The organism is Cupriavidus sp. DL-D2 (assembly GCF_039710735.1).
Classification (GTDB): Bacteria; Pseudomonadota; Gammaproteobacteria; order Burkholderiales; family Burkholderiaceae; genus Cupriavidus.
On record NZ_JBDKXK010000023.1, the window covers coordinates 17,662 to 43,823 of the forward strand.

The 26,162-nt window shown below is 65.2% G+C and carries 23 protein-coding genes; 14 read left to right on the plus strand and 9 right to left on the minus strand.

From position 1 onward, the window contains the following. Window positions 1–32: 32 nt before the first annotated feature. Entirely contained in the window at window positions 33–1,160 is a 1,128-nt protein-coding gene (locus tag ABDB81_RS14805; protein ID WP_160473306.1) for an MltA domain-containing protein, read from the minus strand. A 159-nt stretch (window positions 1,161–1,319) separates the two neighbouring features. Here ABDB81_RS14805 and ABDB81_RS14810 point away from each other — a divergent pair, with 159 nt between their 5' ends. Beyond that, entirely contained in the window at window positions 1,320–1,529 is a 210-nt protein-coding gene (locus ABDB81_RS14810) for a hypothetical protein (protein WP_160473019.1), read from the plus strand. A gap of 33 nt (window positions 1,530–1,562) precedes the next feature. Here ABDB81_RS14810 and apaG read toward each other — a convergent pair whose 3' ends face one another. Further along, on the minus strand, window positions 1,563–1,937 hold the full coding sequence (apaG, locus tag ABDB81_RS14815; protein ID WP_137927755.1) for a Co2+/Mg2+ efflux protein ApaG: 375 nt from the start codon (window positions 1,935–1,937) through the stop codon (window positions 1,563–1,565). 217 nt (window positions 1,938–2,154) lie between these two features. Between apaG and rpe the strand changes: the two genes are divergently transcribed. The 8 genes from rpe (at window position 2,155) to ABDB81_RS14855 (ending at window position 9,514) form a co-directional block, all read left to right on the plus strand. Continuing rightward, on the plus strand, window positions 2,155–2,856 hold the full coding sequence (rpe, locus tag ABDB81_RS14820) for a ribulose-phosphate 3-epimerase (RefSeq protein ID WP_346811834.1): 702 nt from the start codon (window positions 2,155–2,157) through the stop codon (window positions 2,854–2,856). 2 nt (window positions 2,857–2,858) lie between these two features. Beyond that, a complete protein-coding gene (gene gph, locus ABDB81_RS14825; protein ID WP_137927754.1) occupies window positions 2,859–3,593 on the plus strand; it encodes a phosphoglycolate phosphatase in 735 nt (244 codons plus the stop codon). Window positions 3,594–4,086: 493 nt separating this feature from the next. Further along, the gene (gene trpE / locus ABDB81_RS14830) at window positions 4,087–5,607 is read left to right on the plus strand and encodes an anthranilate synthase component I (protein ID WP_160473020.1); all 1,521 of its coding nucleotides are present in this window, start codon (window positions 4,087–4,089) and stop codon (window positions 5,605–5,607) included. Between the two features lie 17 nt (window positions 5,608–5,624). Beyond that, the gene (locus ABDB81_RS14835) at window positions 5,625–6,194 is read left to right on the plus strand and encodes an aminodeoxychorismate/anthranilate synthase component II (protein WP_137927752.1); all 570 of its coding nucleotides are present in this window, start codon (window positions 5,625–5,627) and stop codon (window positions 6,192–6,194) included. Between the two features lie 62 nt (window positions 6,195–6,256). After that, window positions 6,257–7,285 (plus strand): anthranilate phosphoribosyltransferase, encoded by a 1,029-nt coding sequence (gene trpD / locus ABDB81_RS14840; RefSeq protein WP_137927751.1) that lies wholly within the window; start codon window positions 6,257–6,259, stop codon window positions 7,283–7,285. 6 nt (window positions 7,286–7,291) lie between these two features. Then, window positions 7,292–8,095, plus strand: coding sequence for an indole-3-glycerol phosphate synthase TrpC (trpC, locus tag ABDB81_RS14845; RefSeq protein WP_137927750.1), 804 nt, complete (start codon window positions 7,292–7,294; stop codon window positions 8,093–8,095). Window positions 8,096–8,108: 13 nt separating this feature from the next. Then, the gene (locus ABDB81_RS14850) at window positions 8,109–8,750 is read left to right on the plus strand and encodes a CYTH domain-containing protein (protein WP_346811816.1); all 642 of its coding nucleotides are present in this window, start codon (window positions 8,109–8,111) and stop codon (window positions 8,748–8,750) included. Continuing rightward, the gene (locus tag ABDB81_RS14855) at window positions 8,750–9,514 is read left to right on the plus strand and encodes a uracil-DNA glycosylase (protein ID WP_346811818.1); all 765 of its coding nucleotides are present in this window, start codon (window positions 8,750–8,752) and stop codon (window positions 9,512–9,514) included. Before ABDB81_RS14850 ends, ABDB81_RS14855 begins: the two co-directional genes overlap by 1 nt. On the opposite strand, the gene ABDB81_RS14860 is transcribed toward ABDB81_RS14855, so the two are convergent. Beyond that, window positions 9,515–9,802 (minus strand): acylphosphatase, encoded by a 288-nt coding sequence (locus ABDB81_RS14860; protein ID WP_346811819.1) that lies wholly within the window; start codon window positions 9,800–9,802, stop codon window positions 9,515–9,517. A gap of 146 nt (window positions 9,803–9,948) precedes the next feature. On the opposite strand from ABDB81_RS14860, the gene ABDB81_RS14865 reads away from it, so the two are divergent. Together ABDB81_RS14865 and ABDB81_RS14870 are read left to right on the plus strand one after the other, a co-directional pair. Further along, on the plus strand, window positions 9,949–11,691 hold the full coding sequence (locus ABDB81_RS14865; RefSeq protein ID WP_346811821.1) for an ABC transporter permease subunit: 1,743 nt from the start codon (window positions 9,949–9,951) through the stop codon (window positions 11,689–11,691). A gap of 14 nt (window positions 11,692–11,705) precedes the next feature. Further along, entirely contained in the window at window positions 11,706–13,040 is a 1,335-nt protein-coding gene (locus ABDB81_RS14870; RefSeq protein ID WP_346811823.1) for an AAA-associated domain-containing protein, read from the plus strand. On the opposite strand, the gene ABDB81_RS14875 is transcribed toward ABDB81_RS14870, so the two are convergent. The 4 genes from ABDB81_RS14875 to ABDB81_RS14890 all read right to left on the minus strand — a co-directional run bounded on the left by ABDB81_RS14875 (window position 13,024) and on the right by ABDB81_RS14890 (window position 21,703). Next, the gene (locus tag ABDB81_RS14875; RefSeq protein ID WP_346811836.1) at window positions 13,024–14,508 is read right to left on the minus strand and encodes an efflux transporter outer membrane subunit; all 1,485 of its coding nucleotides are present in this window, start codon (window positions 14,506–14,508) and stop codon (window positions 13,024–13,026) included. The genes ABDB81_RS14870 and ABDB81_RS14875 overlap by 17 nt on opposite strands. A 29-nt stretch (window positions 14,509–14,537) precedes the next feature. Then, window positions 14,538–17,711, minus strand: a complete 3,174-nt coding sequence (locus ABDB81_RS14880) for a multidrug efflux RND transporter permease subunit (protein ID WP_137927745.1) — start codon at window positions 17,709–17,711, stop codon at window positions 14,538–14,540. 13 nt (window positions 17,712–17,724) lie between these two features. Further along, the gene (locus ABDB81_RS14885) at window positions 17,725–18,972 is read right to left on the minus strand and encodes an efflux RND transporter periplasmic adaptor subunit (RefSeq protein ID WP_137927746.1); all 1,248 of its coding nucleotides are present in this window, start codon (window positions 18,970–18,972) and stop codon (window positions 17,725–17,727) included. Window positions 18,973–19,267: 295 nt separating this feature from the next. Continuing rightward, the gene (locus tag ABDB81_RS14890; RefSeq protein ID WP_346811825.1) at window positions 19,268–21,703 is read right to left on the minus strand and encodes a carbohydrate-binding family V/XII; all 2,436 of its coding nucleotides are present in this window, start codon (window positions 21,701–21,703) and stop codon (window positions 19,268–19,270) included. Window positions 21,704–21,941: 238 nt separating this feature from the next. Here ABDB81_RS14890 and ABDB81_RS14895 point away from each other — a divergent pair, with 238 nt between their 5' ends. Next, a complete protein-coding gene (locus ABDB81_RS14895; protein WP_137925328.1) occupies window positions 21,942–23,084 on the plus strand; it encodes a metallophosphoesterase in 1,143 nt (380 codons plus the stop codon). A 157-nt stretch (window positions 23,085–23,241) separates the two neighbouring features. Here ABDB81_RS14895 and ettA read toward each other — a convergent pair whose 3' ends face one another. Continuing rightward, window positions 23,242–24,909, minus strand: a complete 1,668-nt coding sequence (gene ettA, locus ABDB81_RS14900) for an energy-dependent translational throttle protein EttA (RefSeq protein ID WP_137925327.1) — start codon at window positions 24,907–24,909, stop codon at window positions 23,242–23,244. 233 nt (window positions 24,910–25,142) lie between these two features. Here ettA and ABDB81_RS14905 point away from each other — a divergent pair, with 233 nt between their 5' ends. Continuing rightward, the gene (locus ABDB81_RS14905) at window positions 25,143–25,367 is read left to right on the plus strand and encodes a hypothetical protein (protein WP_137925326.1); all 225 of its coding nucleotides are present in this window, start codon (window positions 25,143–25,145) and stop codon (window positions 25,365–25,367) included. A 49-nt stretch (window positions 25,368–25,416) separates the two neighbouring features. After that, a complete protein-coding gene (locus ABDB81_RS14910) occupies window positions 25,417–25,971 on the plus strand; it encodes a M48 family metallopeptidase (protein WP_346811838.1) in 555 nt (184 codons plus the stop codon). A 3-nt stretch (window positions 25,972–25,974) separates the two neighbouring features. On the opposite strand, the gene ABDB81_RS14915 is transcribed toward ABDB81_RS14910, so the two are convergent. Then, a partial coding sequence (locus ABDB81_RS14915) for an endo alpha-1,4 polygalactosaminidase (RefSeq protein WP_346811828.1) occupies window positions 25,975–26,162 on the minus strand: 188 nt, incomplete at its 5' end.

Below are 26,162 nucleotides of genomic sequence, written 5' to 3' on the forward strand. Positions count from 1 at the left end.
GGAGAAAACAAAGGGTCCGCGAGAGAGCGACGTCAGCCCCGCGGCATCAGCACCCACATCTTGCCGCCCTGCTTCATGCGGCCGGCGGTTTCGCCGGCGGCGTCGCCGGCGCCCCAGAAGAAGTCGGCGCGGACGCCGCCCTTGATCGCGGAGCCGGTGTCCTGGGCGAACATCAGGCGCTGGATCGGCTCGGTGGAGAGCGGGCGCGTGGTGGACAGGAACACCGGCACGCCTAGCGGAATCGTGGCCGGGTCCACGGCGATCGAGCGTTCGGCGGTCAGCGGCACGCCTAGCGCGCCCACCGGGCCGTCGTTGTTGGGCGGCAGTTCGCGGAAGAACACGAAACGCGGGTTCACGTTCAGCATTTCCTCGACACGCGCCGGGTTGGCTTTCGCCCAAGCCTTGATGCCCTGCATCGTTGCCTGCGAAGGTGTGATCTCGCCCCGGTCGAGCAACCACTTGCCGAACGAGCGGAACGGCTGGTCGTTGGTGCCGCCGTACCCGACACGCATGATCTTGCCGTCGGCCAGCCGGATGCGGCCCGAGCCCTGAATCTGCAGGAAAGCGGCTTCCACCGCATCGTCCACGTAGACCAGTTCGCTGCCGCGCATCGCCGGGTTCTGCAGCAGTTCGCCGCGTGCGGGCAGCGTGCCCTTGCCGAGTTGGACCGGGCGCCGGTACAGCGGCACCTGGTAGGCGCCCTGGCGCGTGCGCGATCCGTGCAGGATGGGTTCGTAGTAGCCGGTAATCAGGCCGCTATCGGTGCCATCGACATTGATCACGCGATAGGGCTGGAAATGGTTCTCGAAGTAGCTGCGCATGGCCGGCAGGTCTCCGGCATCGACCATCATGCCCACCGCGCAGACGCGGGTCCATTCCGGCTTCTTCTTCAGCACCTGGCAACTGGCCTGCAGCGCCGGCCACGCGGCGCGCACATCGTCCTGGCTCCAGCCGCCGATCTCGGCCCAGCTTGCCGGTTGCAAACGTCCGGCCGTCGGTGACGTGGGAGGCGGCGTGGTCGTGCCGCCCGGCGGCAGGATGCGCGGCGGCGGACCACTCATGCAGCCAGCCAGCAGCGCGGCGCCGAGTACCGAGGCCAGCAGCGCCAGCCGGTCGTTTGCAGTCGCGCGGATGCCGCGCAGGGAAAGCTGATATGCCATCGTGTTTGTTTGTTCCGCGTGGCGGGCAATGGGCTGCGGCGCGCCTTCGTTCTCACGCTCGCGCCAGCCTTTCACCCCGCATGTCCTACAATCTCAAGCCGATCCGTCGACTGTCCCCGAGTACCTTCCGAAGCGCCCCCCGGAGTCTCCAACCAAGCGATGAGCCAGTTCTTCGAAAACCACCCCACCCTGCTGCTGGCCGCCGAGGCCGGCGTGGCGCTGTTCCTGCTGATCTTCATCGTGGTCTGGACGATGGGCACGGCGAAGAAGAATCCCCGCCCCACGCGCGCACCGGATGACCACCCTTCGCGTGCCAGCCAGACAGGACAGCCGGCACCGAAGGAAGCAGACCGCACACCGGACGCTTAGGTTCCGGCGCGTTTTCGTGTCAGGCCATATCGCTCAATGGAGCATGCGCGGCAGCACCAGGGCGAATTCGGGAATCGGCACCTCGAAGCGGTGGCCGTCCTCGGCCACGCAGAAGTAGTCGCCCTTCATCGATCCGACTGGCGTCGAGATCGTGGCCCAACTCGAATATTCGAAGTGCTCGCCCGGCTTCAGCAGCGGCTGGTGGCCCACCACGCCGAGTCCGGCCACTTCCTGCGTGCCGTTGTCGCTGTCGGTGATGATCCAGTGGCGCGAGATCAACTGAGCGGCCACTTCGCCGATGTTGTGGATGGTGATCGTGTAGGCAAACGCATAGCGCCCACGGTCGGGGTCGGACTGGTCAGACATGTAGTGCGTGCGCACCGCCACGGAAAACGCGTACTCGCTCATGGATCGACGGGTGAGGATGGTGGGCTGGCCGCATGCCGGGGGCGGCGGCTCGGGTGTCCGCATTGTGCGGCAAGCCCTTGGCAGCGGCAAGCGGGCATTCCGCGCCCCTTGCGAGACGCCGCCGGGCGAGATGGCCGCCGATCGGCGTAAAATACCGGCCATTCCGGCGGCATGGCTGCGCTGCCTGCCGCACACCGCCCGCTTTCAGAGCCTAGCCATGAGCCAACCCACGTACCGCATCGCCCCGTCCATCCTGTCCGCAGACTTTGCCCGCCTGGGCGAGGAAGTGCGCCGCGTCACCGAAGCCGGCGCCGACTGGATCCACTTCGACGTGATGGACAACCACTACGTGCCCAACCTGACCGTGGGTCCGCTGGTCTGCGAGGCCATCCGCCCGCATGTGACGGCCCCGATCGACGTGCACCTGATGGTGCGCCCCGTGGACCGCATCATCCCCGACTTTGCCCGCGCCGGCGCCAACATCATCACGTTCCACCCGGAAGCCAGCGACCACATCGACCGTTCGCTGGCGCTGATCCGCGACAACGGCTGCCAGGCCGGCCTGGTGTTCAACCCGGCCACGCCGCTGCATCACCTGGACCACGTCATGGATCGTCTGGACGTGATTCTGCTGATGAGCGTGAATCCGGGCTTCGGCGGCCAGTCGTTCATTCCCGAGACGCTGAACAAGCTGCGCGCCGTCCGCGCCCGCATCGACGCCTACACGGCACGCACCGGCCGCCAGATCCTGCTGGAAGTGGACGGCGGCGTGAAGCCCGATAACATCGCCGAGATCGCCGCTGCCGGCGCCGACACCTTCGTGGCCGGCTCCGCCGTGTTCGGCAAGCCTGACGCCGATGGCGGCTACAAGGGCATCCTCAACACGTTCCGCGACGTCCTGGCGAAGGTTGGCAAGTAACAATGAGCGAAGACATCCTGCGCCGCACGGACTGGAGCGGCATCCAGGCGGTGATCGTCGATCTGGACGGCACCATGGTCGATACCGCCGGGGACTTCCACGCGGCCGTCAACGCGATGCTGCTGGCCCTGGTGCACCAGCATCCGAACCTCGGGCCGGTGGAGCCGATGTCCGCCGAGGAGATCGTCAGCTTCGTGGGCAAAGGGTCGGAGAACCTGATCCGCCGTGTGCTGGACGCCCGGTTCAGTCCGCTGCACGCCAACGGGCTGTTTGCCGATGCCTACGCGCTCTATGACCGCGAGTACGTGCGCATCAATGGCCAGTTTTCCGATGTCTACCCGAATGTGCGCGAGGGCTTGGCGGCGCTCAAGCGGCTGGGACTGCGCATGGCCTGCGTGACCAACAAGCCCTGGAACTTCACGGAGCCGCTGCTGGCCAAGACCGGCCTGGCGCAGTATTTCGAGCTGGTCTACGGCGGCGACGCCTTTGCGCTGCGCAAGCCGGACCCCTATCCGTTGCTCAAGGTGGCCGAGGTGTTCCGGCTCGATCCGTCGGCCGTGCTGGCCATCGGCGACTCCGAAAACGACGCCCGGGCGGCCCGCGCGGCAGGCATGGGCGTGCTGCTGATGCCCTATGGTTACAACCATGGGAATCCTGTACAAGCCGTTGATGCCGATGGTATAGTCGCCGACATTGCCCGTGTGGCGGCCCTGCTGGGCGCGCATCGGCGAGTTTGACGACTACGAGTATTACGACTCCCAGACGAATCCGAACACCTTCAATGTTCCTCAACCGCAAACGCAACTTTCTTGGCAGTGATCGGCAGGCTTGGCCCTGGCGTCGCTGGCGCGCCTCTCAACAGGCGTAAAGTGCGTTCGCGAGTTTCCTGACGGGCTTGCCAGGGCATTGCCAATCCGCGCAGCGGACCTTGGCAGCCCCCAAGCTCAGCCGGACCGGTTCCCATGTTTCCCATGCGGCAACCGGCCTCTCCGGCAGATCCTTCCGCCAGCGCCGTAGTCCCGGTTGCGCTCCTGCGCCTGTGCTACGGTTAGCCTCGAGAACGTGCCGCGCGCCATTCCTGGCCGTGTGCGCAGCTTTGCGAAAGTCATGTGCACGACCGGCCACCCCGGAGCGGGGTCTTGCGCGAAGCATCCGCCCTCCTCCGCAGACATTCATCACGGTGCCGCCTGACCCGACCAAACTCGGCGGCGCCGCAAGAAGAGGACCGACATGACCGAACTCGAATTCAAATCGCTGGCCGACCAGGGCTACAACCGCATTCCAATCATCGCGGAGGCGCTGGCCGACCTGGAAACGCCGCTGTCGCTGTACCTGAAGCTGGCCCAGTCGCAGACGCGCGGCGTGAATACCTTCCTGCTGGAGTCCGTGGTCGGTGGCGAGCGCTTTGGCCGCTATTCGTTCATCGGCCTGCATGCCCGTACGCTGATCCGCGCCTATGGCCATCGCGCCGAGGTGGTCACCGACGGTAAGGTCGTGGAAACCCACGAAGGCAATCCGCTGGACTTCATCGCCGCCTTCGAGAAGCGCTTCAAGGTGGCGCTGCGTCCGGGCCTGCCGCGTTTCTGCGGCGGCCTGGCCGGGTACTTCGGCTATGACGCGGTGCGCTACATCGAAAAGAAGCTGGCCGATACGCAGATGCCCGACGACCTGGGCCTGCCCGACATCCAGTTGCTGCTGTGCGAGGAACTGGCGGTCATCGACAACCTCTCCGGCAAGCTCTACCTGATCGTCTACGCCGATCCGACACTGCCCGAAGCCTATCCCCGCGCCCGCCAGCGCCTGCGCGAACTGCGCATGAAGCTGCGCCAGCCCGTGGACGTGCCCGTGACGAGCCCGTCGGTGCAGACCGAGGTCTATCGCGAATTCGCCAAGGCGGATTACCTGGCCGCCGTGCACAAGGCCAAGGAATACATCATGGCCGGCGACATGATGCAGGTGCAGGTCGGCCAGCGCCTGATGAAGCCGTATCGGGATTCGCCGCTGTCGCTGTACCGCGCGCTGCGTTCGCTGAACCCGTCGCCCTATATGTACTTCTACAACTTCGGCGATTTCCAGGTGGTGGGCGCCTCGCCCGAGATCCTGGTGCGGCAGGAGACGCGCAAGGTCGGCGGCACGAACGGCGATGCCGAGACTGCGCGCATCGTCACGATCCGTCCGCTGGCCGGCACCCGTCCGCGCGGCAGCACGCCCGAACGTGACACGCAACTGGCCACCGAACTGCTGAACGATCCGAAGGAGATCGCCGAACACGTCATGCTGATCGACCTGGCGCGCAACGACATCGGCCGCATTGCCGAGACCGGCTCGGTCAAGGTCACCGACAAGATGGTGATCGAGAAGTACTCGCACGTGCAGCACATCGTCAGTTCCGTGGAAGGCACGCTGCGCGACGGCATCAGCAATCTCGACGTGCTGCGCGCCACGTTCCCGGCCGGCACGCTGTCCGGCGCGCCGAAGGTGCACGCGATGGAAATCATCGACGAACTGGAACCGCGCAAGCGTGGCATCTACGGCGGCGCCGTGGGCTACCTGTCGTTCGGCGGCGAGATGGACCTGGCCATCGCCATCCGTACCGGCGTGATCAAGGACGGCAACCTCTACGTGCAGGCCGCGGCCGGCATCGTGGCGGACTCCGATCCCGAATCGGAATGGAAGGAAACCGAAGCCAAGGCGCGTGCCGTGATCCGCGCCGCAGAACAGGTCCAGGACGGCCTGGACGCCGACCTCTGAGCCCCGGGAGAGATGACATGCTGCTGATGATCGACAACTACGACTCGTTCACCTACAACCTCGTGCAGTACTTCGGCGAACTCGGGGCAGATGTGCGCACCTATCGCAACGACGAGATCACCATCGCCGATATCGAGGCGCTGAACCCGGACCACATCTGTGTCTCGCCCGGCCCCTGCAGCCCGCGCGAAGCCGGCATCTCGGTGGACGTGCTCAAGCACTTCGCCGGCAAGAAGCCGCTGCTGGGCGTGTGCCTGGGCCATCAGGCCATCGGCGAGGCATTCGGCGGAAAAGTCATCCGCGCCAAGCAGGTGATGCACGGCAAGGTCAGCAAGATCGAAACCACGCAGGAAGGCGTGTTCGCTGGCCTGCCGAAGCACTTCGACGTGACGCGCTATCATTCGCTGGCCATCGAGCGCGAGACGTTGCCCGATTGCCTGGAAGTCACGGCCTGGACGCCTGACGGCGAGATCATGGGCGTGCGCCACAAGACGCTGAATGTCGAGGGCGTGCAGTTCCACCCGGAGTCGATCCTGTCCGAACACGGCCATGCGCTGCTGGCCAATTTCATCAAGGCGCCGCGATGAGGCGCGCCGAATTCAACACCTACGCCTCTGCCGCCCCCGCCCCAGCCAACCAAGAATCCGCCATGTCCATCACGCCACAAGAAGCGCTGACCCGCTGCATCGAGCACCGCGAGATTTTTCATGACGAGATGCTGCATCTGATGCGGCAGATCATGCAGGGGCAGATCAGCCCGGTGATGGCCGCCGCCATCCTGACCGGCCTGCGCGTCAAGAAGGAAACCATCGGCGAGATCTCGGCTGCCGCACAGGTAATGCGCGAGTTTGCCAACCACGTGACCGTCAGCGATCGCCAGAACTTCGTCGATATCGTGGGCACGGGCGGCGATGGCTCGCATACGTTCAATATCTCCACGGCGTCGATGTTCGTGGCTGCCGCTGCTGGCGCCAAGATCGCCAAGCACGGCAACCGTGGCGTGTCGTCGAAGTCCGGCAGCGCCGATGTGCTTGAAGCCCTCGGCGTGAACATCATGCTGACGCCGGATCAGGTGGGCCAGTGCATCGAACAGACCGGCATCGGCTTCATGTTCGCGCCCACGCACCACCCGGCCATGAAAAACGTGGCGCCGATTCGCAAGGAAATGGGCGTCCGCACCATCTTCAATATCCTGGGTCCGCTGACCAATCCGGCCGATGCGCCGAACATCCTGATGGGCGTGTTCCATCCCGATCTCGTCGGTATCCAGGTGCGCGTGATGCAACGCCTGGGCGCGCAGCACGCCATCGTGGTCTACGGCAAGGACGGCATGGACGAGGTCTCGCTGGGCGCGGCTACGCTCGTGGGCGAACTCAAGGATGGCGAAGTGCGCGAGTACGAGATCCATCCCGAAGACTTCGGCCTGTCGATGATTTCGAACCGGGGTCTCAAGGTGGCCGACGCCGCCGAATCGAAGGAGATGCTGCTCGAAGCCCTCGGCAACGTGGCGGGCACGCCGCGCGAGATCGTCACGCTGAACGCGGGCACGGCGCTGTACGCCGCCAACGTGGCCAGCTCCATCGAGGACGGTATCGAACGCGCCCGTGAAGCCATCGCCAGCGGCGCCGCCCGCGAGAAGCTCGACCATTTCGTGCGCGCCACGCAGCAATTCAAGTAAAACGCCATGTCCGACATTCTCGACAAGATCCTGGCCGTCAAGGCCGACGAAGTATCCGCCGCGCGCAAGAAGCGCGACCTGCCGAGCCTGCGCGCCGAAGCCGAAGCGCTGCGCGCCGAACCGGGGCTGGCGCCGCGGGGTTTCGAACGCGCGCTGCGCGACAAGATCGCGGCCGGCCATGCTGGCGTGATCGCCGAGGTCAAGAAGGCGTCGCCGTCCAAGGGCGTGCTGCGCGAGAACTTCGTGCCCGAGGCCATCGCCGAAAGCTACGCCACGCACGGCGCGGCCTGCCTCTCGGTACTGACCGATGTGAACTTCTTCCAGGGCCACGCCGAATACCTGAAGCGTGCGCGTGGTGCCTGCCCGCTGCCGGCGCTGCGCAAGGACTTCATGGTCGATCTGTACCAAGTCTACGAAGCGCGCACCTGGGGCGCCGATGCCATCCTGCTGATCGTGGCCGCACTCGACCACGGCCTGATGGCGGAACTCGAAGCCTGTGCGCTCGAACTCGGCATGGACGTGCTGGTGGAAGTCCACGGCGCCGACGAACTCGACGCCGCGCTGCGCCTGAAGACGCCGCTGCTGGGCATCAACAATCGCAACCTGCGCACGTTCGAGGTCTCGCTCGACAACACGCTGGCCCTGCTGCCGCAGATTCCGGCGGAGAAGCTGGTGGTGACCGAGTCGGGCATCCTGGGACCGGCCGATGTGCAGCGCATGCGCGATGCCAATGTCCACGCGTTCCTGGTGGGCGAGGCGTTCATGCGTGCGCCGGAGCCGGGCGTGGAACTGGCTCGCCTGTTCGCCTGAGCGGTTGCGAACGATGGCCATCGAACTCGAATTGAAGCTGGCCGTGCCTGACGCCGCCTTGGCGGCCGTGGCAGCATGGCTCGACGCCAACGGGCAAGCTCGGGGCGAGACGACGCTGCTGAACATCTACCTCGACACAGCCGCCCGCGACCTGGCGCAAGCACGTGCCGCGCTGCGGCTGCGCAAGAAGGGCGCGCAGTGGCTGCAGACGCTGAAGACCGCCGGCAAGAGCAGCGGCGGCCTGGCATCGCGGCACGAATGGGAAACGGAAGTGGCCGGTGAAGCCATCGAACTTTCGCGCTTTCCTGACGAGGCCCGCGCCGTGCTGGCACCGCTGGCGGAGCGGCTCGGTCCCGTCTTTCGTACCGATTTCACGCGCCGCACCTGGATCGTGGAGCAGGATGGCGAGCGGATCGAGGCCGCGCTGGATACGGGCGCGATCACCGCGCCGGGCGCCACTGTTTCCGAGCGCATCCAGGAACTCGAACTGGAATGGCTGCCGCGCGATGGGGCTGACGCGCACGCTGGTGAGGTGGCGCTGCGCGCTTTCGGCGCGCGGCTCGGCCACGTTGCTCCGCTGACGCCGTCCGATCTCAGCAAGGCTGCGCGCGGCTATCGACTCAGCGCCCCAACCTCACCCTCTTCCACTGCTTGATGCAATCCGATCTGTTCGCCACCGAGTCCTCGTCATCCCACACCACATCGGTTGCCTGCCTGCAGGATCAGGTCGATGCCTTGCCCAAAGGCTGGCGCGATGTGCTGGCCCCGTGCCTCGGCAATGCCAACTGGCAAGCGCTCTGTGCATTCGTCGATGGGGAACGTGCGGCGGGCAAACCCGTGTTTCCGCATACGGTCTTCCACGCGCTGCACCTGACGCCGCCCGAGGCGGTGCAGGTCGTGATTCTCGGCCAGGACCCGTACCACGGCACGGGCGTGGTCGGTGGCAAGGAAATTCCGCAGGCGCATGGGCTGGCTTTCTCGGTGCCTGATGGCGTGAAGGTGCCGCCGAGCCTGCGCAACATCTTCAAGGAAATCGGTGCCGAATATGGCGCCGAGCCGGTGCGCGCCTCGGGCAATCTCGAAGGCTGGGCACGCCAGGGAGTGTTGCTGCTCAACACCGTGCTGACCGTCGAACAGGCCAATGCGGCCAGCCATGCTAAGCGCGGCTGGGAAGCCGTGACCGATTGCCTGATCCACGGGCTGGCCGCCTCGCGCCCGAACCTCGTCTTCATGCTCTGGGGCAGCCATGCGCAGGCCAAGCGCGCCTTGCTGGAAGGGCAGACGCATTGCGTGCTGGAAGCGCCGCATCCGTCGCCGTTGTCGGCGCATCGTGGTTTTCTGGGCTGCGGGCATTTCCGGCAGGCCAATGACTGGCTGGAAAGCCATGGGCGGCCGGGAATCGACTGGCTGACGGCTTAGTTAGCGCGTTTCGCGGAACGAGAAGCCGTGGAAGACTTCGGGCGGCAAGGTTTCCTGCTCGACCTTGGAGACGCGGGCGGCCGGCGGACCTTGTTCCATCCACTGCCGCAGCGCTTCGAGCTGGTTTCGTGAGCCCGTCGCGACGACCTCCACCGAGCCATCGGTGCGGTTTCTTACCCATCCTCCCAGTTGCAACGAGGTGGCCTGTGCCTCACAGGCGGCACGGTAGCCCACGCCCTGCACGTGGCCATGGGCGAACAGGCGCCAGGTTTCGGAGGGTGCAGTCATGAAAAACTCCATGCCTAGGTAAACTACCTAGTCGGGTTGGGCGTTAGGGTTGAGGTCAGGTGTCAGCAGCATACGACGCCTTGGCCCTCACCCCCAGCCCCTCTCCCGCTTCGCGGGAGAGGGGAGCAAAATCAGAAGGCGTGACCATGCCACCAACGCCCCGCAAACCCACCCCTGGCTACGTTGCCCCCCTGCTGACCGCGCCGCCGAACCGGTTCGACTTCGCGCTGCTGCCGATCATCCTGGCTGTGATCGTTATCGTGGCATTCGCGGCGCAGCAGATGGATGTGCCCTATCAGCCCGGCCAGGCGCTGGCGGTGCACCTCGATCCCGCGTGGCTGCCCTATTACCTGATGCGCACCAGCATCCGCATGCTCGCAGCGCTCGGGGCGTCGCTGGTGTTCTCGTTCGCATTCGCTGCGCTGGCCTCGCGCAACCGCACCGCCGAGAAGATCATGGTGCCGGCGCTGGACATCCTCCAGTCCATTCCCGTGCTTGGCTTCCTGTCGGTCACGGTCACTGGCTTTATCGCGCTGTTCCCCGGCAACCTCGCCGGCGTGGAGTGCGCGGCCATCTTCGCCATCATCACGTCGCAGGCGTGGAACATGGCCTTCAGCCTGTACCAGTCGTTCCGCACCATCCCCGGCGATCTACTTGAGGCCGCCGCGATGTTCCGGCTCTCGCCATGGCAGCGCTTCTGGCGGCTGGAAGTGCCGTATGCCATGCCGGGTCTCGTCTGGAACATGATGATGTCGATGTCGGGCGGCTGGTTCTTCGTGGTGGCCTCGGAGGCCATCTCGGTGTCGGGCCACGACATTCGCCTGCCCGGTATCGGCTCGTATATCGCCGTCGCCATTGCGCAGCAGAACCTGGCCGCCATCGGCTGGGCGATCCTGGCCATGCTGATCGGCATCATGATCTACGACCAGTTCCTGTTCCGCCCATTGGTGGCGTGGGCGGACCGCTTCCGCTTCGAGACGCTGGCGCAGGACACCACGCCGCAATCGTGGCTGCTCAACCTGCTGCGCCGCTCGGCGTGGGTGCATGCCCTGCTCGATGTCATCACCTCGCTAGCCAGCCGCACGCTATCGTGGGGCGCGCGCCGCCGCAAGGTGGTAGCGCGACCTGCTGACTCGGCGACATCGCATCCATGGATCGACCGCCTGCGCGACGCCCTGATCATCACCGTGGCGCTGGTTGCACTCTGGCGCGTGTTCCACTTCGTCCACAGCGAAGTGGGCTGGGCCGAAGCCGTTCACGTGCTCTGGCTTGGCACGCTGACGATGCTGCGCGTGGTGGTGCTCATTGCGCTGGCGGCGGTGGTCTGGGTGCCGATCGGGATCCGCATTGGCCTGAACCCGTCGGTGGCGCGCATCGCCCAGCCCATCGCGCAGTTCATGGCCGCGTTCCCCGCCAACCTGATGTTCCCGCTGGCCGTGATGGCAATCGTGCGATTCCACCTGGACCCGGAAATCTGGCTCAGCCCGCTGATGATCTTTGGCACGCAGTGGTACATCCTGTTCAACGTCGTAGCCGGTGCATCGGGCATTCCCAGCGAGCTGCGGCTGGCGGCACGCAATTTCGGGCTGCGGGGCTGGCTGCTGTGGCGGCGCTTCCTGATTCCCGCGGTGTTCCCGAGCCTGCTGACGGGACTGGTCACGGCCGCTGGCGGTTCGTGGAACGCGAGCATCGTGTCCGAGTACGTGACATGGGGCGACCGCACGCTGGTAGCCACGGGCCTTGGCAGTTATATCGCCGAGATGACCGCGCGCGGCGACTTCCCGCGCATCGCGCTCGGCATCTGCGTGATGGCGTTGTTCGTGGTGGGCTTTAACCGCCTGCTCTGGAACCGGCTCTACGACCTGGCGCAGTCGCGCACCCGGCTTTAAGAAAGGAATCGACGATGGCTCTGCATGACATGCCCCAAGGCCAGCCCGTAATCGAACTGCGCGACGTCGGCAAGATGTTCCGCACCGCCGACGGCACCGATCGCGCCGTACTCGAAGGCGTCAATCTGACGCTGTGCGAAGGCGAGATCGTCGCCATGCTCGGCAAGTCCGGTTCGGGCAAGTCCACGCTGCTGCGGATCATGGCGGGCCTGGTGGGGGCCGACCGGGGCGATGTGCTGTTCCACAACCAGCCGCTACGCGGCGCGGCGGAAGGCATCGCGATGGTGTTCCAGTCGTTCGCGCTGTTCCCTTGGCTGACCGTGCAGCAGAACGTGGAACTGGGCCTTGAAGCGCAGGGCGTGGCCAAGGCCGAGCGCGCGCGCCGTGCCGAGGCAGCCATCGACATGATCGGGCTGTCCGGCTTCAACAGCGCCCTGCCGCGCGAGTTGTCGGGCGGCATGCGGCAGCGCGTGGGCATCGCCCGGGCACTGGTGACCGAACCGGACCTGCTGCTGATGGACGAGGCGTTCTCCGCGCTCGACGTGCTCACGGGCGAGACACTGCGCGACGAAATGCTCGATCTCTGGCAGTCGGGCCGCGCCAATATCCGTAGCATCCTGATCGTCTCGCACAACATCGAGGAAGCCGTGATGATGGCGGATCGCATCGTGATTCTCTCCAGCGATCCGGGCCGCGTGCGCGCCGAGGTGCGTGTGCCGTTCACGCGTCCGCGCAATCGTGACGATGCCCTGGTGCGCGCCCTGATCGACGAGATCTATGCGCTGATGACGTCGCCGGCTGGACACGGCGCGCGCGTGCCCGCCGCGGCCGCCGCGCAGCAGATCGGTTATCGCCTGCCCGATGCCGATATCAGCCAGATGGAAGCCGTGCTCGACCTGCTGCACGAATCCCCGTTCTTCGGCCGCGCTGACCTGCCGCACCTGGCAACGGAAGCTGGCCTGACCGACGACGACCTGCTGCCCGCGTGCGAGGCCATGCAACTGCTGGGCCTCGCCCATATCGAGCGCGGTGACATCACGGCCACCAACCTGGGTCGTCTCTACTACGACACTGCCCCGCCCGAGCGCAAGGTGCTGTTCGGCAAGCAGTTGCTCTCCCACGTGGCGCTGGCCGCGCATATCCGGCGCGAACTCGAACAGAGCGAGGATGGCGAAGTGGGTGAGGAAGCGGTGCTGCGCGAACTGGAAGCCTTCCTGAAACCCGAGGAAGCCGAGCGCGTGCTGCGCATCGCCATCGACTGGGGACGTCATGGCGAGGTGTACGGCTACTCGCTCAACAGCGGGATGCTGACGTTGCCCGAGATGGGGCCGGTCAACGCGCAGGCATAGCTGTCGCTGGGGCCGTCGTGGCTGTCGTGGTGGTTGTGGCGGTGGTTACGGTGGTTGCCGCCGCATCGCCCTGCAGCCCGGCTCCGCGTACATCGTCCGGCACCGCAGACCATCCCCCTCCGAGCGACTTGTAGAGCGCGGCAGCACTGGTCAGCACATCGACCTGTCCCTGGATGGAAGCCAGTTGCACCGCGAACAGCTTCTGCCGCGCGTCGGTGACTTCGAGATAGCTCGAATAGCCGCCCTCGTAGCGCGCATCGGCCTGATCGGCATAGACCGTCAGGCTCTGCTCCTGTTTGCGCAGGCTGACCAGCCGGTTGCGTGTTTCGGTGCCGTTGGCCAGCGACGTGTTCACATCGGCCAGCGCGTTGAGCACGGCGGATTGGTAGCCCAGCATGGACTGGTCGCGCACTGATTCGGCCGCGTTGACCTGCCCGCGAATCGCCCCGCCCTGGAACACCGGCTGCGCGAGGCTCGCGCCGAAGCCCCAGACCTTCGAGGCACTATCCCACAGTGCGGCGGGCGAGCTCGCCAGCGCACCGAAGAAGGCCGAGAGATTGACCGATGGCAGGTACAAGGCGAGCGCCGCACCCACCTGCGCATTGGCGGCCACGGCCTGCTGTTCCGCCTGCAGCACATCGGGCCGCCGTGCCAGCAACGCGGCAGGCAGGTCGGCATTGATCGGGGGCGGCTGTAGTTGCGCGAGTGTTGCGCCGCGTTCGATGGGACCCGGCTGGCGGCCCAGCAATAGCGACAGTGCGTTCTCGGTCTCCTGGATCGACGAGCGCAGCGGCGGAATCGTCGCCTCCGCCGAGTAGTAATCGTTTTCCGATTGCGACAACTCCACCTGCGAGATCACGCCGCCTTCGTAGCGCTGCCTGAAGATGTCCAGGGCCTGCCCGCGTGTCAACAGCGTGGCCTGTGCCACCTCCAGTTGTGCATCGAGCCCGCGCAGCGTGGCATAGCCCTGCACCACGGACGCCGCCAGCGACAGCACGATGCCGCGCCGCGTGTACTCGGCATTCCACAGGCTCGCCTCGGCTGACTCGGCCTGCCGGCGGATCTTGCCCCACAGGTCGATCTCCCAGCTTGCATTCAGCAAGGTCTCATAGCTGTTGCGCGGGCCGCCGAACGATGCGAACGGCGTGCCGTTGAACGAGCCGCTGCGCTGCCGCGCCGCCGACCCCGTGGCATTCAACTGCGGGAAGTAGCCCGAGCGCGCGATCATCAACTGCGCACGGAATTCTTCGATGCGGGCCGATGCAATGCGCGCATCGTAGTTGTTGCGCAGCGCCGTCTCCACCAGCGCCGTCAGCACCGGATCATTGAACGCGTTCCACCAGTCGCTGTCGGCGGCCAGCGTCAGCATGCCGGAATCGATCCGATACGCAGTCGGTTCAGTCACTTCCGGACGCTTGTAGTCGGGGCCGATGGCGCAAGCGGACAGCAGGGCTCCCATCGTCAGCATGGTCGGCACGCCTAGCCGTTGGAGTGGAATCATGACGGTTCTCCCGTAGGCGGCACGGCGGGCGTGGAGGGCCCGGCCGGCACCTTCTTGCCACGGCGTGCCGCCCATTTATCGGCAGCCGTCCCCACCAGCCACGAGAACAACGGCACGAACAACAGCGCCAGCGTGGTCGCCGCGATCATGCCGCCAATAATGCCGGTGCCGATGGAATGACGCGAGTTCGACCCCGCGCCCGAGGCAATGAACAGCGGCACCGCGCCCAGGATGAACGCCAGCGACGTCATCACGATGGGGCGCAACCGCAGCTTGGCCGCCTCCACTGCCGCATCGGCATGCGACAGCCCTTCCTTGTGTTTCATCACCGCGAACTCGACGATGAGAATCGCGTTCTTCGCCGCCAGCCCGATCAGCGTGACCATGCCGATCTGGAAGTACACATCGTTCGACAAACCACGCAGCAGAATCGCCAGCAGCGCGCCGAAGATACCGAACGGCACGGCGGTCAGGATCGATAGCGGCAGCGACCACGACTCATATTGCGCCGCCAGGATCAGGAACACCATCACAATACCGAACACGAACACGATGGTCGTGGTGTTGCCCGATTTCTTCTGCTCGAACGCCTCGCCGCTCCACGCAAAGCTGTAGCTGGCCGGAAGTGTCTCGCGCGCCACCGCCTCCATGGCCGCGAGCGCCTGGCCAGAGCTGTAGCCCGGCGCCGCGTCACCGGTGATCTTGGCCGCCGGAAAGTTGTTGAAGCGCGAGAGCAGGTCAGGTCCGCTCGAATACTTCGTGCTCAACAACCCCGAGACGGGCGCCATCTTGCCGTCGTGGCCGCGCACGTAGAGGTATTCGAGATTGTTGGGCGAAGCGCGATACTGCGGTTCGGCCTGCAGGATGACCTGCCACACGCGGCTGTACTGCGAGAACTGGCTGATATAGAGCGAGCCGAACTGCGTCTGCAGCGTGCCGTAGACATCGGCAATCGGCACGCCCATGGTCTCCGCCTTCTCCTTGTCCACCTCCACCCGCATCTGGCGCGACGCCGACTGGATGGTGCTGGTCAGCCGCCCCAGTTCCTTGTGGTTGGCCGCAGCCTTGATGAAGTTGCGCGTCACGCCTTCCAGCTCGGCCGTACTGCCCGTGCCACGATTCTGCACCCAGAATTCGAAGCCGCCCTGTGACCCCAGCCCGGGGATCGACGGCGGGTTGACCGGAATGACGATGGCCTCGGAAATCCCGCGCAGCTTCGGCGTGATCTCGTGCAGCATCGCCTGCACGCCAAGGTCCGCCGACTCCCGCTTGCTGAAGCTCTTCATGCCGACGAACACCGTGCCGGCGTTGGTCTTGTACTGGCTGTCGATGAAGCTGTAGCCAGACAGCGCCGAAGCATCCTCCACGGCCGGATGCTGGCGGAACATGTCCGCTACCTGCTGCGTCACTTTCTCCGTGCGATCCAGGCTGGCCGAGTCCGGCATCATCACTGCCACCAGGATGTAGCCCTGATCCTCGGCCGGCACGAACGCCGTGGGGATATGCGAGAACAGTTGCCACACCGCCAGCAGCATCACGCCGAACAGCGCCATTGCCAACACCACGCGGCGCATGAACCCGCGCACCCAGTTGCCGTAGTGATGCACGATGCGGTCGAACCGCTCGTTGAACCAGACAAAGCCGCGCCATGGCGTGTGATGCCCCGGCTTCAGGATCATCGCGGCCAGCGCAGGTGACAGCGTCAGCGCGCAGAAACCCGAGATCACCACGGAGACGACAATCGTCAGCGCGAACTGCCGGTAGAGCTGCCCCGTGGTGCCGGACACGAACGCCACCGGGATAAACACCGCCGACAGCACCAGCACGATGGCGATCACCGGGCCGGTCACTTCCTCCATGGCGCGCAGCGTGGCCTCGCGCGGCGAGAGCTTGAACTCGGCCATGTTGCGCTCCACGTTCTCCACCACCACGATAGCGTCGTCCACCACGATGCCGATGGCCAGCACCAGCGCGAACAGCGTCAGCAGGTTGATCGAGAACCCGAGCGCCAGCAGCCCCGCGAACGTGCCGATGATCGACACGAACACGGCCAGCACCGGGATCACCGTGGCGCGGAAGTTCTGCAGGAAGATGAACACCACCAGCACCACCAGGATCACGGCTTCGATCAGCGTATGCACCACCTCGTCGATCGATGCGCTCACGAACTCCGTGGTATCGAGCGAGATCTTGTAGCTCATGCCCGCCGGGAACGACTTCTGCATGTCGTCGAGCGTCTTCTTGACGTCCTTGGCCACCTGGATGGCATTGGAGCCGGGCTGCTGGTACACGGCGATGATCGTCGCCGGCTTGCCATTCAGCGCCGAGCGCAGCGTGTACTGCTGCTGGCCGATCTCCGCGCGGCCCACGTCGCTCAGCCGCACAATCGCCGCGCCCTGGTTGTCGGCGCGCAGGATGATGTTCTCGAACTGCTGCGGCGTGGTCAGCCGGCCCGGCGTCACCAGCGGGAACGTCAGTTCCACCGGCCGCGCATTGGGCGCCTGCCCCACGCTGCCCGCGCCGAACTGCTCGTTCTGGTTCTGCACGGCGCGCTGCACATCCTGCGCGGTGATGCCGAGCGCGGCCATGCGGTCGGGCCGCAGCCAGATGCGCATGGCCAGGTCTGCCGAACCCATGATCTGCGCCTGGTTGGCGCCGTTCACGCGCTTGATGGCGTCCAGCACATAGAGGTTGGCGTAGTTGTTGATGTACTGCTGGTCGAAGCGGTTATCGGGCGAATACACCGCAATCAGCAGCAGGAAGCTCGACGACCGCTTCTGCACGTTGATGCCGGTCTTCTGCACCGTATCGGGCAACTGCGGCAACGCCAGGTTGACGCGGTTCTGCACCTGCACCTGCGCGGTGTCAGGATCGGTGCCGATATCGAAATAGACGTTCAGCGTCATCGACCCCGTGGGCGACGACGTGGACTGCATGTAGATCATGTTGTCCGCGCCGTTGACCTGAGTCTCGATCGGTGCGGCCACGGTCTGCGCCACGGTGTCGGAGTCGGCCCCTGCGTACGTGGCGCTGACGGTGACTTGCGGCGGGGTGATATCGGGATACTGGGCGATGGGCAGCGCGAACATCGCAACGCCGCCACCGATGACGATGATCAGCGATATGACCATCGCGAAGATCGGGCGGTTGACGCAGAAGGCGGAAAGCATGGCGGGCCTCCGGTCAGGACTTGGCGGCAGGCGGAGCCGAAGCCGGCGGCGCGGATGGTGCGGAAGCCGGTGCCGATGGCGTGGAAGCCGGCGGCCGGCTGCCTTCGCCCACTGCCGCAATCGGCGCCTCTCCGGTCACCTTGACCGGTGCGCCTTCGGTCAGCTTGCCCGCACCGTCAACCACCACCACCTCTCCGGGTTGCAAACCCTTGGCAATCCGCCACATCGGCCCAGAGAGTTCGCCCACCATGACTGGGCGCGGCATGGCCTTGTTGTCCTTGTCGACCACGAACACCACATCGCCCTTGGGCCCGTGCATCACGGCCCGCTGCGGCACCACGATGGCATTGGGCCGCGTGGCGCCATCCACCAGCACGCGCACGAACTGGCCGGGACGTAGCACGCCATCCGGATTCGGCATCAACGCGCGCACGAGGAACGTGCCGGTCTGCTGGTTGTAGGTGGCATCGGCAAACGTGATGCGGCCCTGCTGCGGATACCTGCTGCCATCGGCCATGACCACGGTCACCGTGTAGTGCTCGTCATTGGGCACCACAAGCGATTTGTCTTCGCGCTGGGCGCGGAATTGCAAGGTCTGCGGTTCCGACACACTGAAGTTGATCCGCATCGGCTGCAGCGTGGACACCGTGGTCAGCAGGCTGTTGGTGGTGCTGACGTATGCGCCTTCGGGCAGCACAGCAAAACTGGAAATGCCATCCACGGGCGCGCGCACATAGGTGTACGAGAGATTCAGTTGCTGCGTCTCGACTTCGGCCTGCGCCTGCTCCACGCCGGCCCGCGCCGAATGATAGTTGCCGGTGGCATCATCGAGATCCTTCTGCGACAACGCATTGCGCTCGGCCAGCGGCTTCACGCGCGCCAGGTTGGCATTCGCCACTTCGAGCCGCGCCTTCTGCTGGTTCAACTGCGCGCGTGCTGCATCGAGCTGCGCCTGGAACGGCTTGTGGTCGATCTCGAACAGCAACTGGTTGGCCTTGACCAGGCTGCCCTCCGTGTAATTCCGCTTGATCAGGAAGCCGGCCACGCGGGCGCGGATATCGACGGCCTGGTCACTCTGTGTCTGCCCCACGAAATCGAACGTCACGGGCAGATCCTGCGCGCGGGTCGTGTAGACCTGCACCGGCACCGCTTGCTGCGCTGCAGCCGGCGGCTCCGACTTGCCACAGCCGGCCAACAGGATGGTCATTGCCGTGGCGGCCACCAGCCACCGTCCCTGCGTTGCCTGAACCGCCGAATCCATGCGCCGCTCCCATAGCAGACCGGGCACGTACCGCGCCCGTGTAGTCGGCAGGTTATGTCTGCGCAAAGTCTGCGGCCAATGAATCTTTTATTTGGGGCGTTAAGGGAAATCGACCGTCCTTACTCCCCTCTCCCGAGCGCCATCCTTGCTCCCCTCTCCCGCATGGCGGGAGAGGGGTCGGGGGAGAGGGCCACGCGATTCAAACACCAATATCGCATCCTGAGCCGCTGGCCCTCTCCCCTAGCCCCTCTCCCGCAAGCGGGAGAGGGGAATCAACCGGACGGACGTGGAATCTCTACCGCCGAAACCCATGAAAATGCCCGCCTCCACCCCCGCCGCCAAACCTCCCACCTCCGAACCCCCTGCCTTGCCATTGCGACGCCGCATTCCCAAACCGCTGCTGCCCCACATCCCGCGCCTGCCGTTGCTGGTCCAGCCGGTTCTGCACATCGGCATTCGGTTGCACCGACTGCCAGCCGTTGCTGGTGTGCTGCTGCCAGCCGTTATCCGTGTGCTGGTAGACGTTTCCGTCGTGCCCCGCATAGACATTGCCGTTGTTCCAGACCACGGCGTTGTCCTTGTTCGGATTGGCGACAAAGCCTCGACTGCCCGCCGTCTGCTGGCCGGTCTGCGTGTTGCCGGCCACGCCGATCTCGCCAGCGCCCACGCGGCCGGTCTGCGCGTTGTAGCCTGCGGCCTGTCGGCCCGCCGCATAGTTGCCCGAATACTCGTTGCCGGCCACGCCGCCGCGCGCCGCACCTTCGCGGCCGGTCGACGGATTGGCGAACGATCCCTGGCGCCCCGCCGCGTAGTTGCCCGAGTAGGGATTGAAGGCCGCACCCCGGCTGCCCTGGTAGCGAGCGCCCGTGGCCGCGTTGTAGCCGGCACCTGCCGTGCCACGCCACTGGGTGCCGGTCCAGGCATTCCAGCCTTCGGCATGGGTGACCGTGCCTTGCCCCCACCGGCCATAGAAGTTCGCCTGGTTGATATTGACGAAGTTGCCGCCGCCCCAGCCGCCGTACCAGTACGGACCCCAGTACGGCGCCGCGCCGCCCCAGATCGCGCCTGCCGCAAAGCCGAACGCAAACCCCTCGGCCACGCCGATGCCGAAGCCTGCGCCATAGCCGTACGTCACCGGATAGCCGTAGTAATAGCTGCCGACATAGGGCGGATAGACATAGCCCGTGCCGTAGACGACGGTGCCGTCGGGGCTGACCACCACGCCCATATAGCCCGGCGTGTAGCCGACCACGACAGTCGTCGGTGTGACCGAGTAGATCCGCACATAGGTCACGTAATACAGCGGCGAACTGGGCGGGATCGTGTAGATGGCCGAGGGCACTTCGGTGGCCACGCGCCACGGGCCGCCCGGCACACCAGCGGTGAACCAGACGCCGTTGGCCACGGCGTAGTAGTGGGCGCTATCGACCTCGATCACGGGCGTGCCCGTGTTGACCGCGTAGCGCAGTGACGTGCCGGTGATGGCCTCGAATTTCGGCGGGCCATCGTAGGTGACGGCGACCGTGGCCTTGTCACGTGCCACCGAGGCGGTCTGCGGAATCGTCGCCGCGATCTCGGCTTCGCGGGCCTGCGGCGTGCCCGGCACCGAGACCAGTACATTCGCCTTGGGGTCCTTCGGCGAGATCTTCGCGAACTCCGCCGGCAACTGGTCACCGGGCACGTATTCCCATGGCCCGTTGAGCATCGCCGCGCGGAACCAGCGCCCCGAGATCAGCACATAGGTCTGGTTGCTCGACGGATCGACAAAGACCGCGTGGTCGGCATTGGACATCGTCAGCAGGCCCACCCCCGCGACCGGTGTCATCTGCGGCTCGCCCTGTGTCACGATCAGTTCCGCTGGCCGCGTCGCCAACTGCACGGCTGGCGGCCGCGCGGGCTTCTTGCCATCGGCAGGCATCATCGGATCCGCCTTCGGCTCGTTCTTGACCGCTGCAATCTTGCGGGCGGCGCCTAGCAGCGCGGCGGGCGGATTGGCGACGGCATCCCACTTCCCACCCTCCGATGCCGAGCGATACCAGTAACCCCCCGCCTGCAGCCATAGCTCGCCGCTGGTATCGCGCAGCAGCAACGCGCGGCTGTTGATCGCGCGCTCGTAGCCAGTGCCAGCCACCTCGCGCCAGACGGGCTCGCCATCCACATGCACAAGCAGCGTGGGCGTGGCGGCGAACAGGATCTGCGGAGCATCGTTCTTCACGGGCACGCGCTGCGCTTTCGCCAGTTCCTGCGACACGGCGTAGCTGGCCTGCAACTCATCCAGCGGCACGGTCAGGCCCTTGGGAGACAACTGGCCGATCAGGGCCTGGCGGATCTTGTCGGCGGCTTCCGGGCGTGTGGGCACGTCCACGCTATCGATCTGGATCTTCGACAGTTGCACCAGCGCCGATGGCTTGTCGATATCGGCCTGCGCCGAAAAACGCGCCACGCCATAGGTCGGCGCACCGTCCTTGGCGCCGATGCCCACTGCGGCGCGACCTGACATCCGGTCACCCTCCCATTTCTCGATCTCGGGCTGGTAAAGCTCCACGTGCTCACCCGCCACCTCGTAGCTGCGCGGCCAGGTGAGCGGCGCCACCTTGCGGGCGGCGCTGGCGGGCTGGGCCGTGGTGGCAGCCTGCGCATCCACCGGCAGCGGCGCCGCCGCCACACCGAGCAGCGCCGCGGCGATCAACGTAGGGCTGATGGGCAAACGCCTGGGAAATCGCTTCAACATAGAAACTCCAGCAAGAATGGGCAGCATCAGACACCACTGCAGCGTCAGTGAATCTAAATGACCGCGCAGGCTGGAACAATGCGCCTCGAAAACATTCATCTTGCGCCCAAAATCGGACAGATCGATGCCGCCTTGCCACGGGCAGCGCAGGCATTTGTCGCGTATCTTGCACCTACACCCTTGAATCATGCGCGTGAGGGCCTCAACTACGTCGAATTACGATGCCATCGCCCCCGCCATGAGTTCCAAGCTGCTGCGCCGCTCCCTGTTGCTGCCCGCGATGATCGTCGCGGCGCTCCACGTCTATATCGGGGTGCGCCTGCTCCCGCCCCTGCCCGGTCCGCTGGTGGTCCACACGGTGGGCGTGCTCTGGCTCATGGCGTCGAGCCTGCTGATTCCGTCCGCGTTGATGGCCCGGCGCCTGTCCACGGGCTGGGCGGATCGACTGAGCTGGATCGGCATGCTGGCGATGGGCTTCTTCTCGTCGCTGCTGATCCTGACCGTCGCCCGCGACATCTTCCTGCTCGTAGCCACCCTGACCGGCTGGCAGCCTGCCCGCCTCGCTGCCAACAGCGCAGCGGCAGTGTGGGGACTGGCGCTGGCAGTCTCGGCCATCGGTTTCTTCAACGCGCGGGGGCTGGCGCGGGTGGTGAAGGTGGATGTGCCGATCGCTAACCTACCCGAGGCATTCCAGGGTTTCACCATCGCGCAGATCAGCGATATCCACGTGGGGCCGACGATCAAGCGCCCCTATCTCGATCGCATCGTCGATCGCGTGAACGGCCTCAAACCCGACGCCATCGCCGTGACGGGCGATCTTGTGGACGGTTCGGTTCGCGAGCTATCGGCCCACACCGCACCCTTCGCGCGACTGGAAGCGCGGCATGGCGCCTATGTGGTCACAGGCAATCACGAGTACTACTCTGGCGCGGAGCCGTGGATCGCCGAACTGCGGCGCCTGGGCCTGACGGTGCTGATGAACGAGCATGTGGTGGTCACGCGCGGGCAGGCGTCGCTGGTGCTGGGTGGCGTGACCGATTTCACGGCGGGCGGCTTTATCGAAAGCCATCGCAGCGATCCGGTTCGTGCGCTGCAGGGTGCGCCAGCCGATGCGTCCGCACGCGTGTTGTTCGCCCATCAGCCGCGCTCGGCCCCCGCTGCTGCAGCGGCAGGTTTCGATCTGCAGCTATCGGGACACACGCATGGCGGCCAGTTCTGGCCATGGAACCTGTTCGTGCCAATGCAGCAGCCCTATGTGCATGGGCTGAACCGGCATGAAAGGATGTGGATCTATGTGAGCCGCGGAACGGGCTACTGGGGTCCGCCGAAGAGGTTCGGGGCACCGTCGGAGATTACGCTGGTGAGGTTGGTGCGGGGGTGAGTCTTCTGCTCTACCGCTTGTTTGCTCCCCTCTCCCGCGACGCGGGAGAGGGGTTGGGGGAGAGGGCCGGAAGTTCTGCTTGCCGACATCAGCAATTTGAACCGCTGGCCCTCTCCCCCGCCCCTCTCCCACAAGTGGGAGAGGGGAGAAGAACCAATCAACGCATGATCGGCTTGTACCGGATCCGCTTCGGCTTCGCAGCTTCTTCACCCAGGCGCTTCTTCTTGTCCGCTTCGTATTCCTGGTAATTGCCCGGGAAGAACTCCACGTGCGAATCGCCTTCGAAGGCCAGGATGTGCGTAGCGATACGATCCAGGAACCAGCGATCGTGGGAGATCACCATGACGCAGCCGGCGAACTCCAGCAGTGCGTCTTCCAGCGCGCGCAGCGTTTCCACGTCGAGGTCGTTCGACGGTTCGTCCAGCAGCAGCACGTTGCCGCCTTCGATCAGCGTCTTGGCCATATGCAGGCGACCGCGTTCACCGCCTGACAGCGAGCCCACGGTTTTCTGCTGGTCGCCGCCCTTGAAGTTGAAGCGGCCGATGTAGGCGCGCGACGGCGTTTCGTAGCGGCCCACCGTCAGCACATCGGAGCCGCCCGAGATTTCCTCGAACACGGTCTTCGTGCCATCCAGCGCATCGCGGCTCTGGTCCACGAATGCCATCTTCACCGTCGGGCCGACCTTGATCTCGCCGCTATCCGGCTGTTCCTTGCCGGTGAGCATCTTGAAGAACGTCGATTTACCGGCGCCGTTCGGCCCGATGATGCCGACGATGGCGCCCGGCGGCACCTTGAAGCTGAGATTGTCGATCAGCAGTCGATCGCCAAAGCTCTTGCTGACGTTCTCGAATTCGATCACTTCATTGCCCAGACGCTCGCCCACAGGGATGAAGATTTCCTGGGTTTCGTTGCGCTTCTGGTATTCCTGGCTGTTCAGTTCGTCAAAGCGCGCGAGACGCGCCTTCGACTTGGCCTGACGGCCCTTCGGATTCTGGCGCACCCACTCCAGTTCCTTGTTCAACGCCTTCTGGCGGGCCGACTCGCTCGACTCTTCCTGCTTCAGCCGGTTTTCCTTCTGCTCCAGCCACGAGCTGTAGTTGCCCTTCCACGGAATGCCATGGCCGCGATCCAGTTCGAGAATCCACTCGGCGGCGTTATCGAGGAAGTAGCGATCGTGGGTCACGGCCACCACGGTGCCCGGGAAGCGCGTCAGGAACTGTTCGAGCCAGTCCACGGACTCGGCGTCCAGGTGGTTGGTCGGTTCGTCGAGCAGCAGCATGTCGGGGCGCGACAGCAGCAGGCGGCACAGCGCCACGCGGCGCTTTTCACCACCGGACAGGTTGCCGATCTTGGCGTCCCACGGCGGCAGGCGCAGCGCATCGGCGGCGATGTCGAGTTGCAGCTCGGCGTTGTTGCCATCGCTGGCAGCCAGGATGGCTTCGTACTTGGCCTGCTCGGCGGCCAGCGCGTCGAAGTCGGCGTCCGGCTCGGCGTAGGCCGCATAAATTTCGTCGAGCTTCTTGCGCGCTTCGAACACGCCGCCCAGCCCGGCTTCCACCGATTCACGAACGGTCTGCTCGGGATCGAGCTGCGGCTCCTGCGACAGATAGCCGATGTTCAGGTTCGGCATCGGCGTAGCTTCGCCCTCGATTTCCTTGTCGAGGCCGGCCATGATCTTCAGCAGCGTGGACTTGCCCGAGCCGTTCAGGCCCAGCACGCCGATCTTGGCGCCGGGGAAGAAGGACAGCGAGATGTCCTTGAGAATGTGACGCTTGGGCGGAACGATCTTGCCCACGCGGTTCATGGTGAAAACGTACTGTGCCATGGGAGCGGGTTCGGTTGAGTGCTGTGGAATGCGGAGGAAGGCGGCTGCGCTGGGCGCACCGCGAGGGAATGGCGGGAGTGTAGCAAACGGATGGCAGGACTCAATGCCATCCCCGCATCACCCACGTGGCACCCACGCATTGATCCGGCACGGCCGGTACAATACCGGGTTCTTTCGAGTGCCTTCCCGGCGCTTTCACCACCCCGAATTTCTCCGATATTTTCCGAGTCGCAATGAGCAAACCCGCCCTGACCCTGAAGTTCAAGTGCAAGAAGTGCACGAAACCCGTCACGCTGTATCTGCAGAAGACCTCGGCCTGCTCGCACATCATGCCGTACCAAGGCATCTGCAAGTGCGGCGAACTGATGCGCCACGCCACCGGCGACAAGGACGCCGTTGCATCGTTCGTCAATTCGACGGACAACAGCTGGATGCACCAGCACCATCACCACCACTGATTGACGATTGGCGATGACCGAAGGCTGGCGGCCGGGCGTGAAAGACCCGATGCGATTCCTGGGCGGCTATCCGCCCAACGTGCTCGACCAGGTGCGCGCTGCCCTCGCAGCCGGCACGCTGGGCGACCACATCGCACGCCGCTATCCCGAGCGCCACATCATCCAGACGGATCGCGCGCTCTACGAATACACCGCCGAACTCAAGCAGGAATACCTGCGCAGCGCGCCGCCGCTGCACAAGGTGGGCTACGACGCGCGGCTCGACACCGCACAACACGCGCTCGGCCTGCACACAGCCATCTCGCGCGTACAGGGTGGCAAGCTCAAGGCAAAAAAGGAAATCCGCGTGGCGTCGCTATTCAAGGACGCACCCGCCGATTTCCTGCGCATGATCGTCGTGCACGAACTCGCCCATTTGAAAGAGAGCGACCACGACAAGGCGTTCTATCGGCTGTGCGAACACATGGAACCGCGTTATCACCAGTTGGAGTTTGATACGCGGGTGTATCTGGCGTGGCGGGAAGTGGAAAAGACGCGAGGGGTGCTCCCCTCTCCCGCCTTGCGGGAGAGGGGAGCAATACAGCGCATGGATCGCGCGCTGTAGTCCTCAATCGCAGCTATACCGATACTTGTCATTCAACGCCAACGGCAGCACCAACGTCCGCAGGTTCAACGCCTTGGCCTTCGCGCATAGCGTCTTGCGCGTGGTGGCGTCCTTCCACTTCGTCTGATACTCCACGTTGAACACAGGCTTGCCCTGTACGGTGAACGCCGAGTAACCCGCGCATTCGTTGT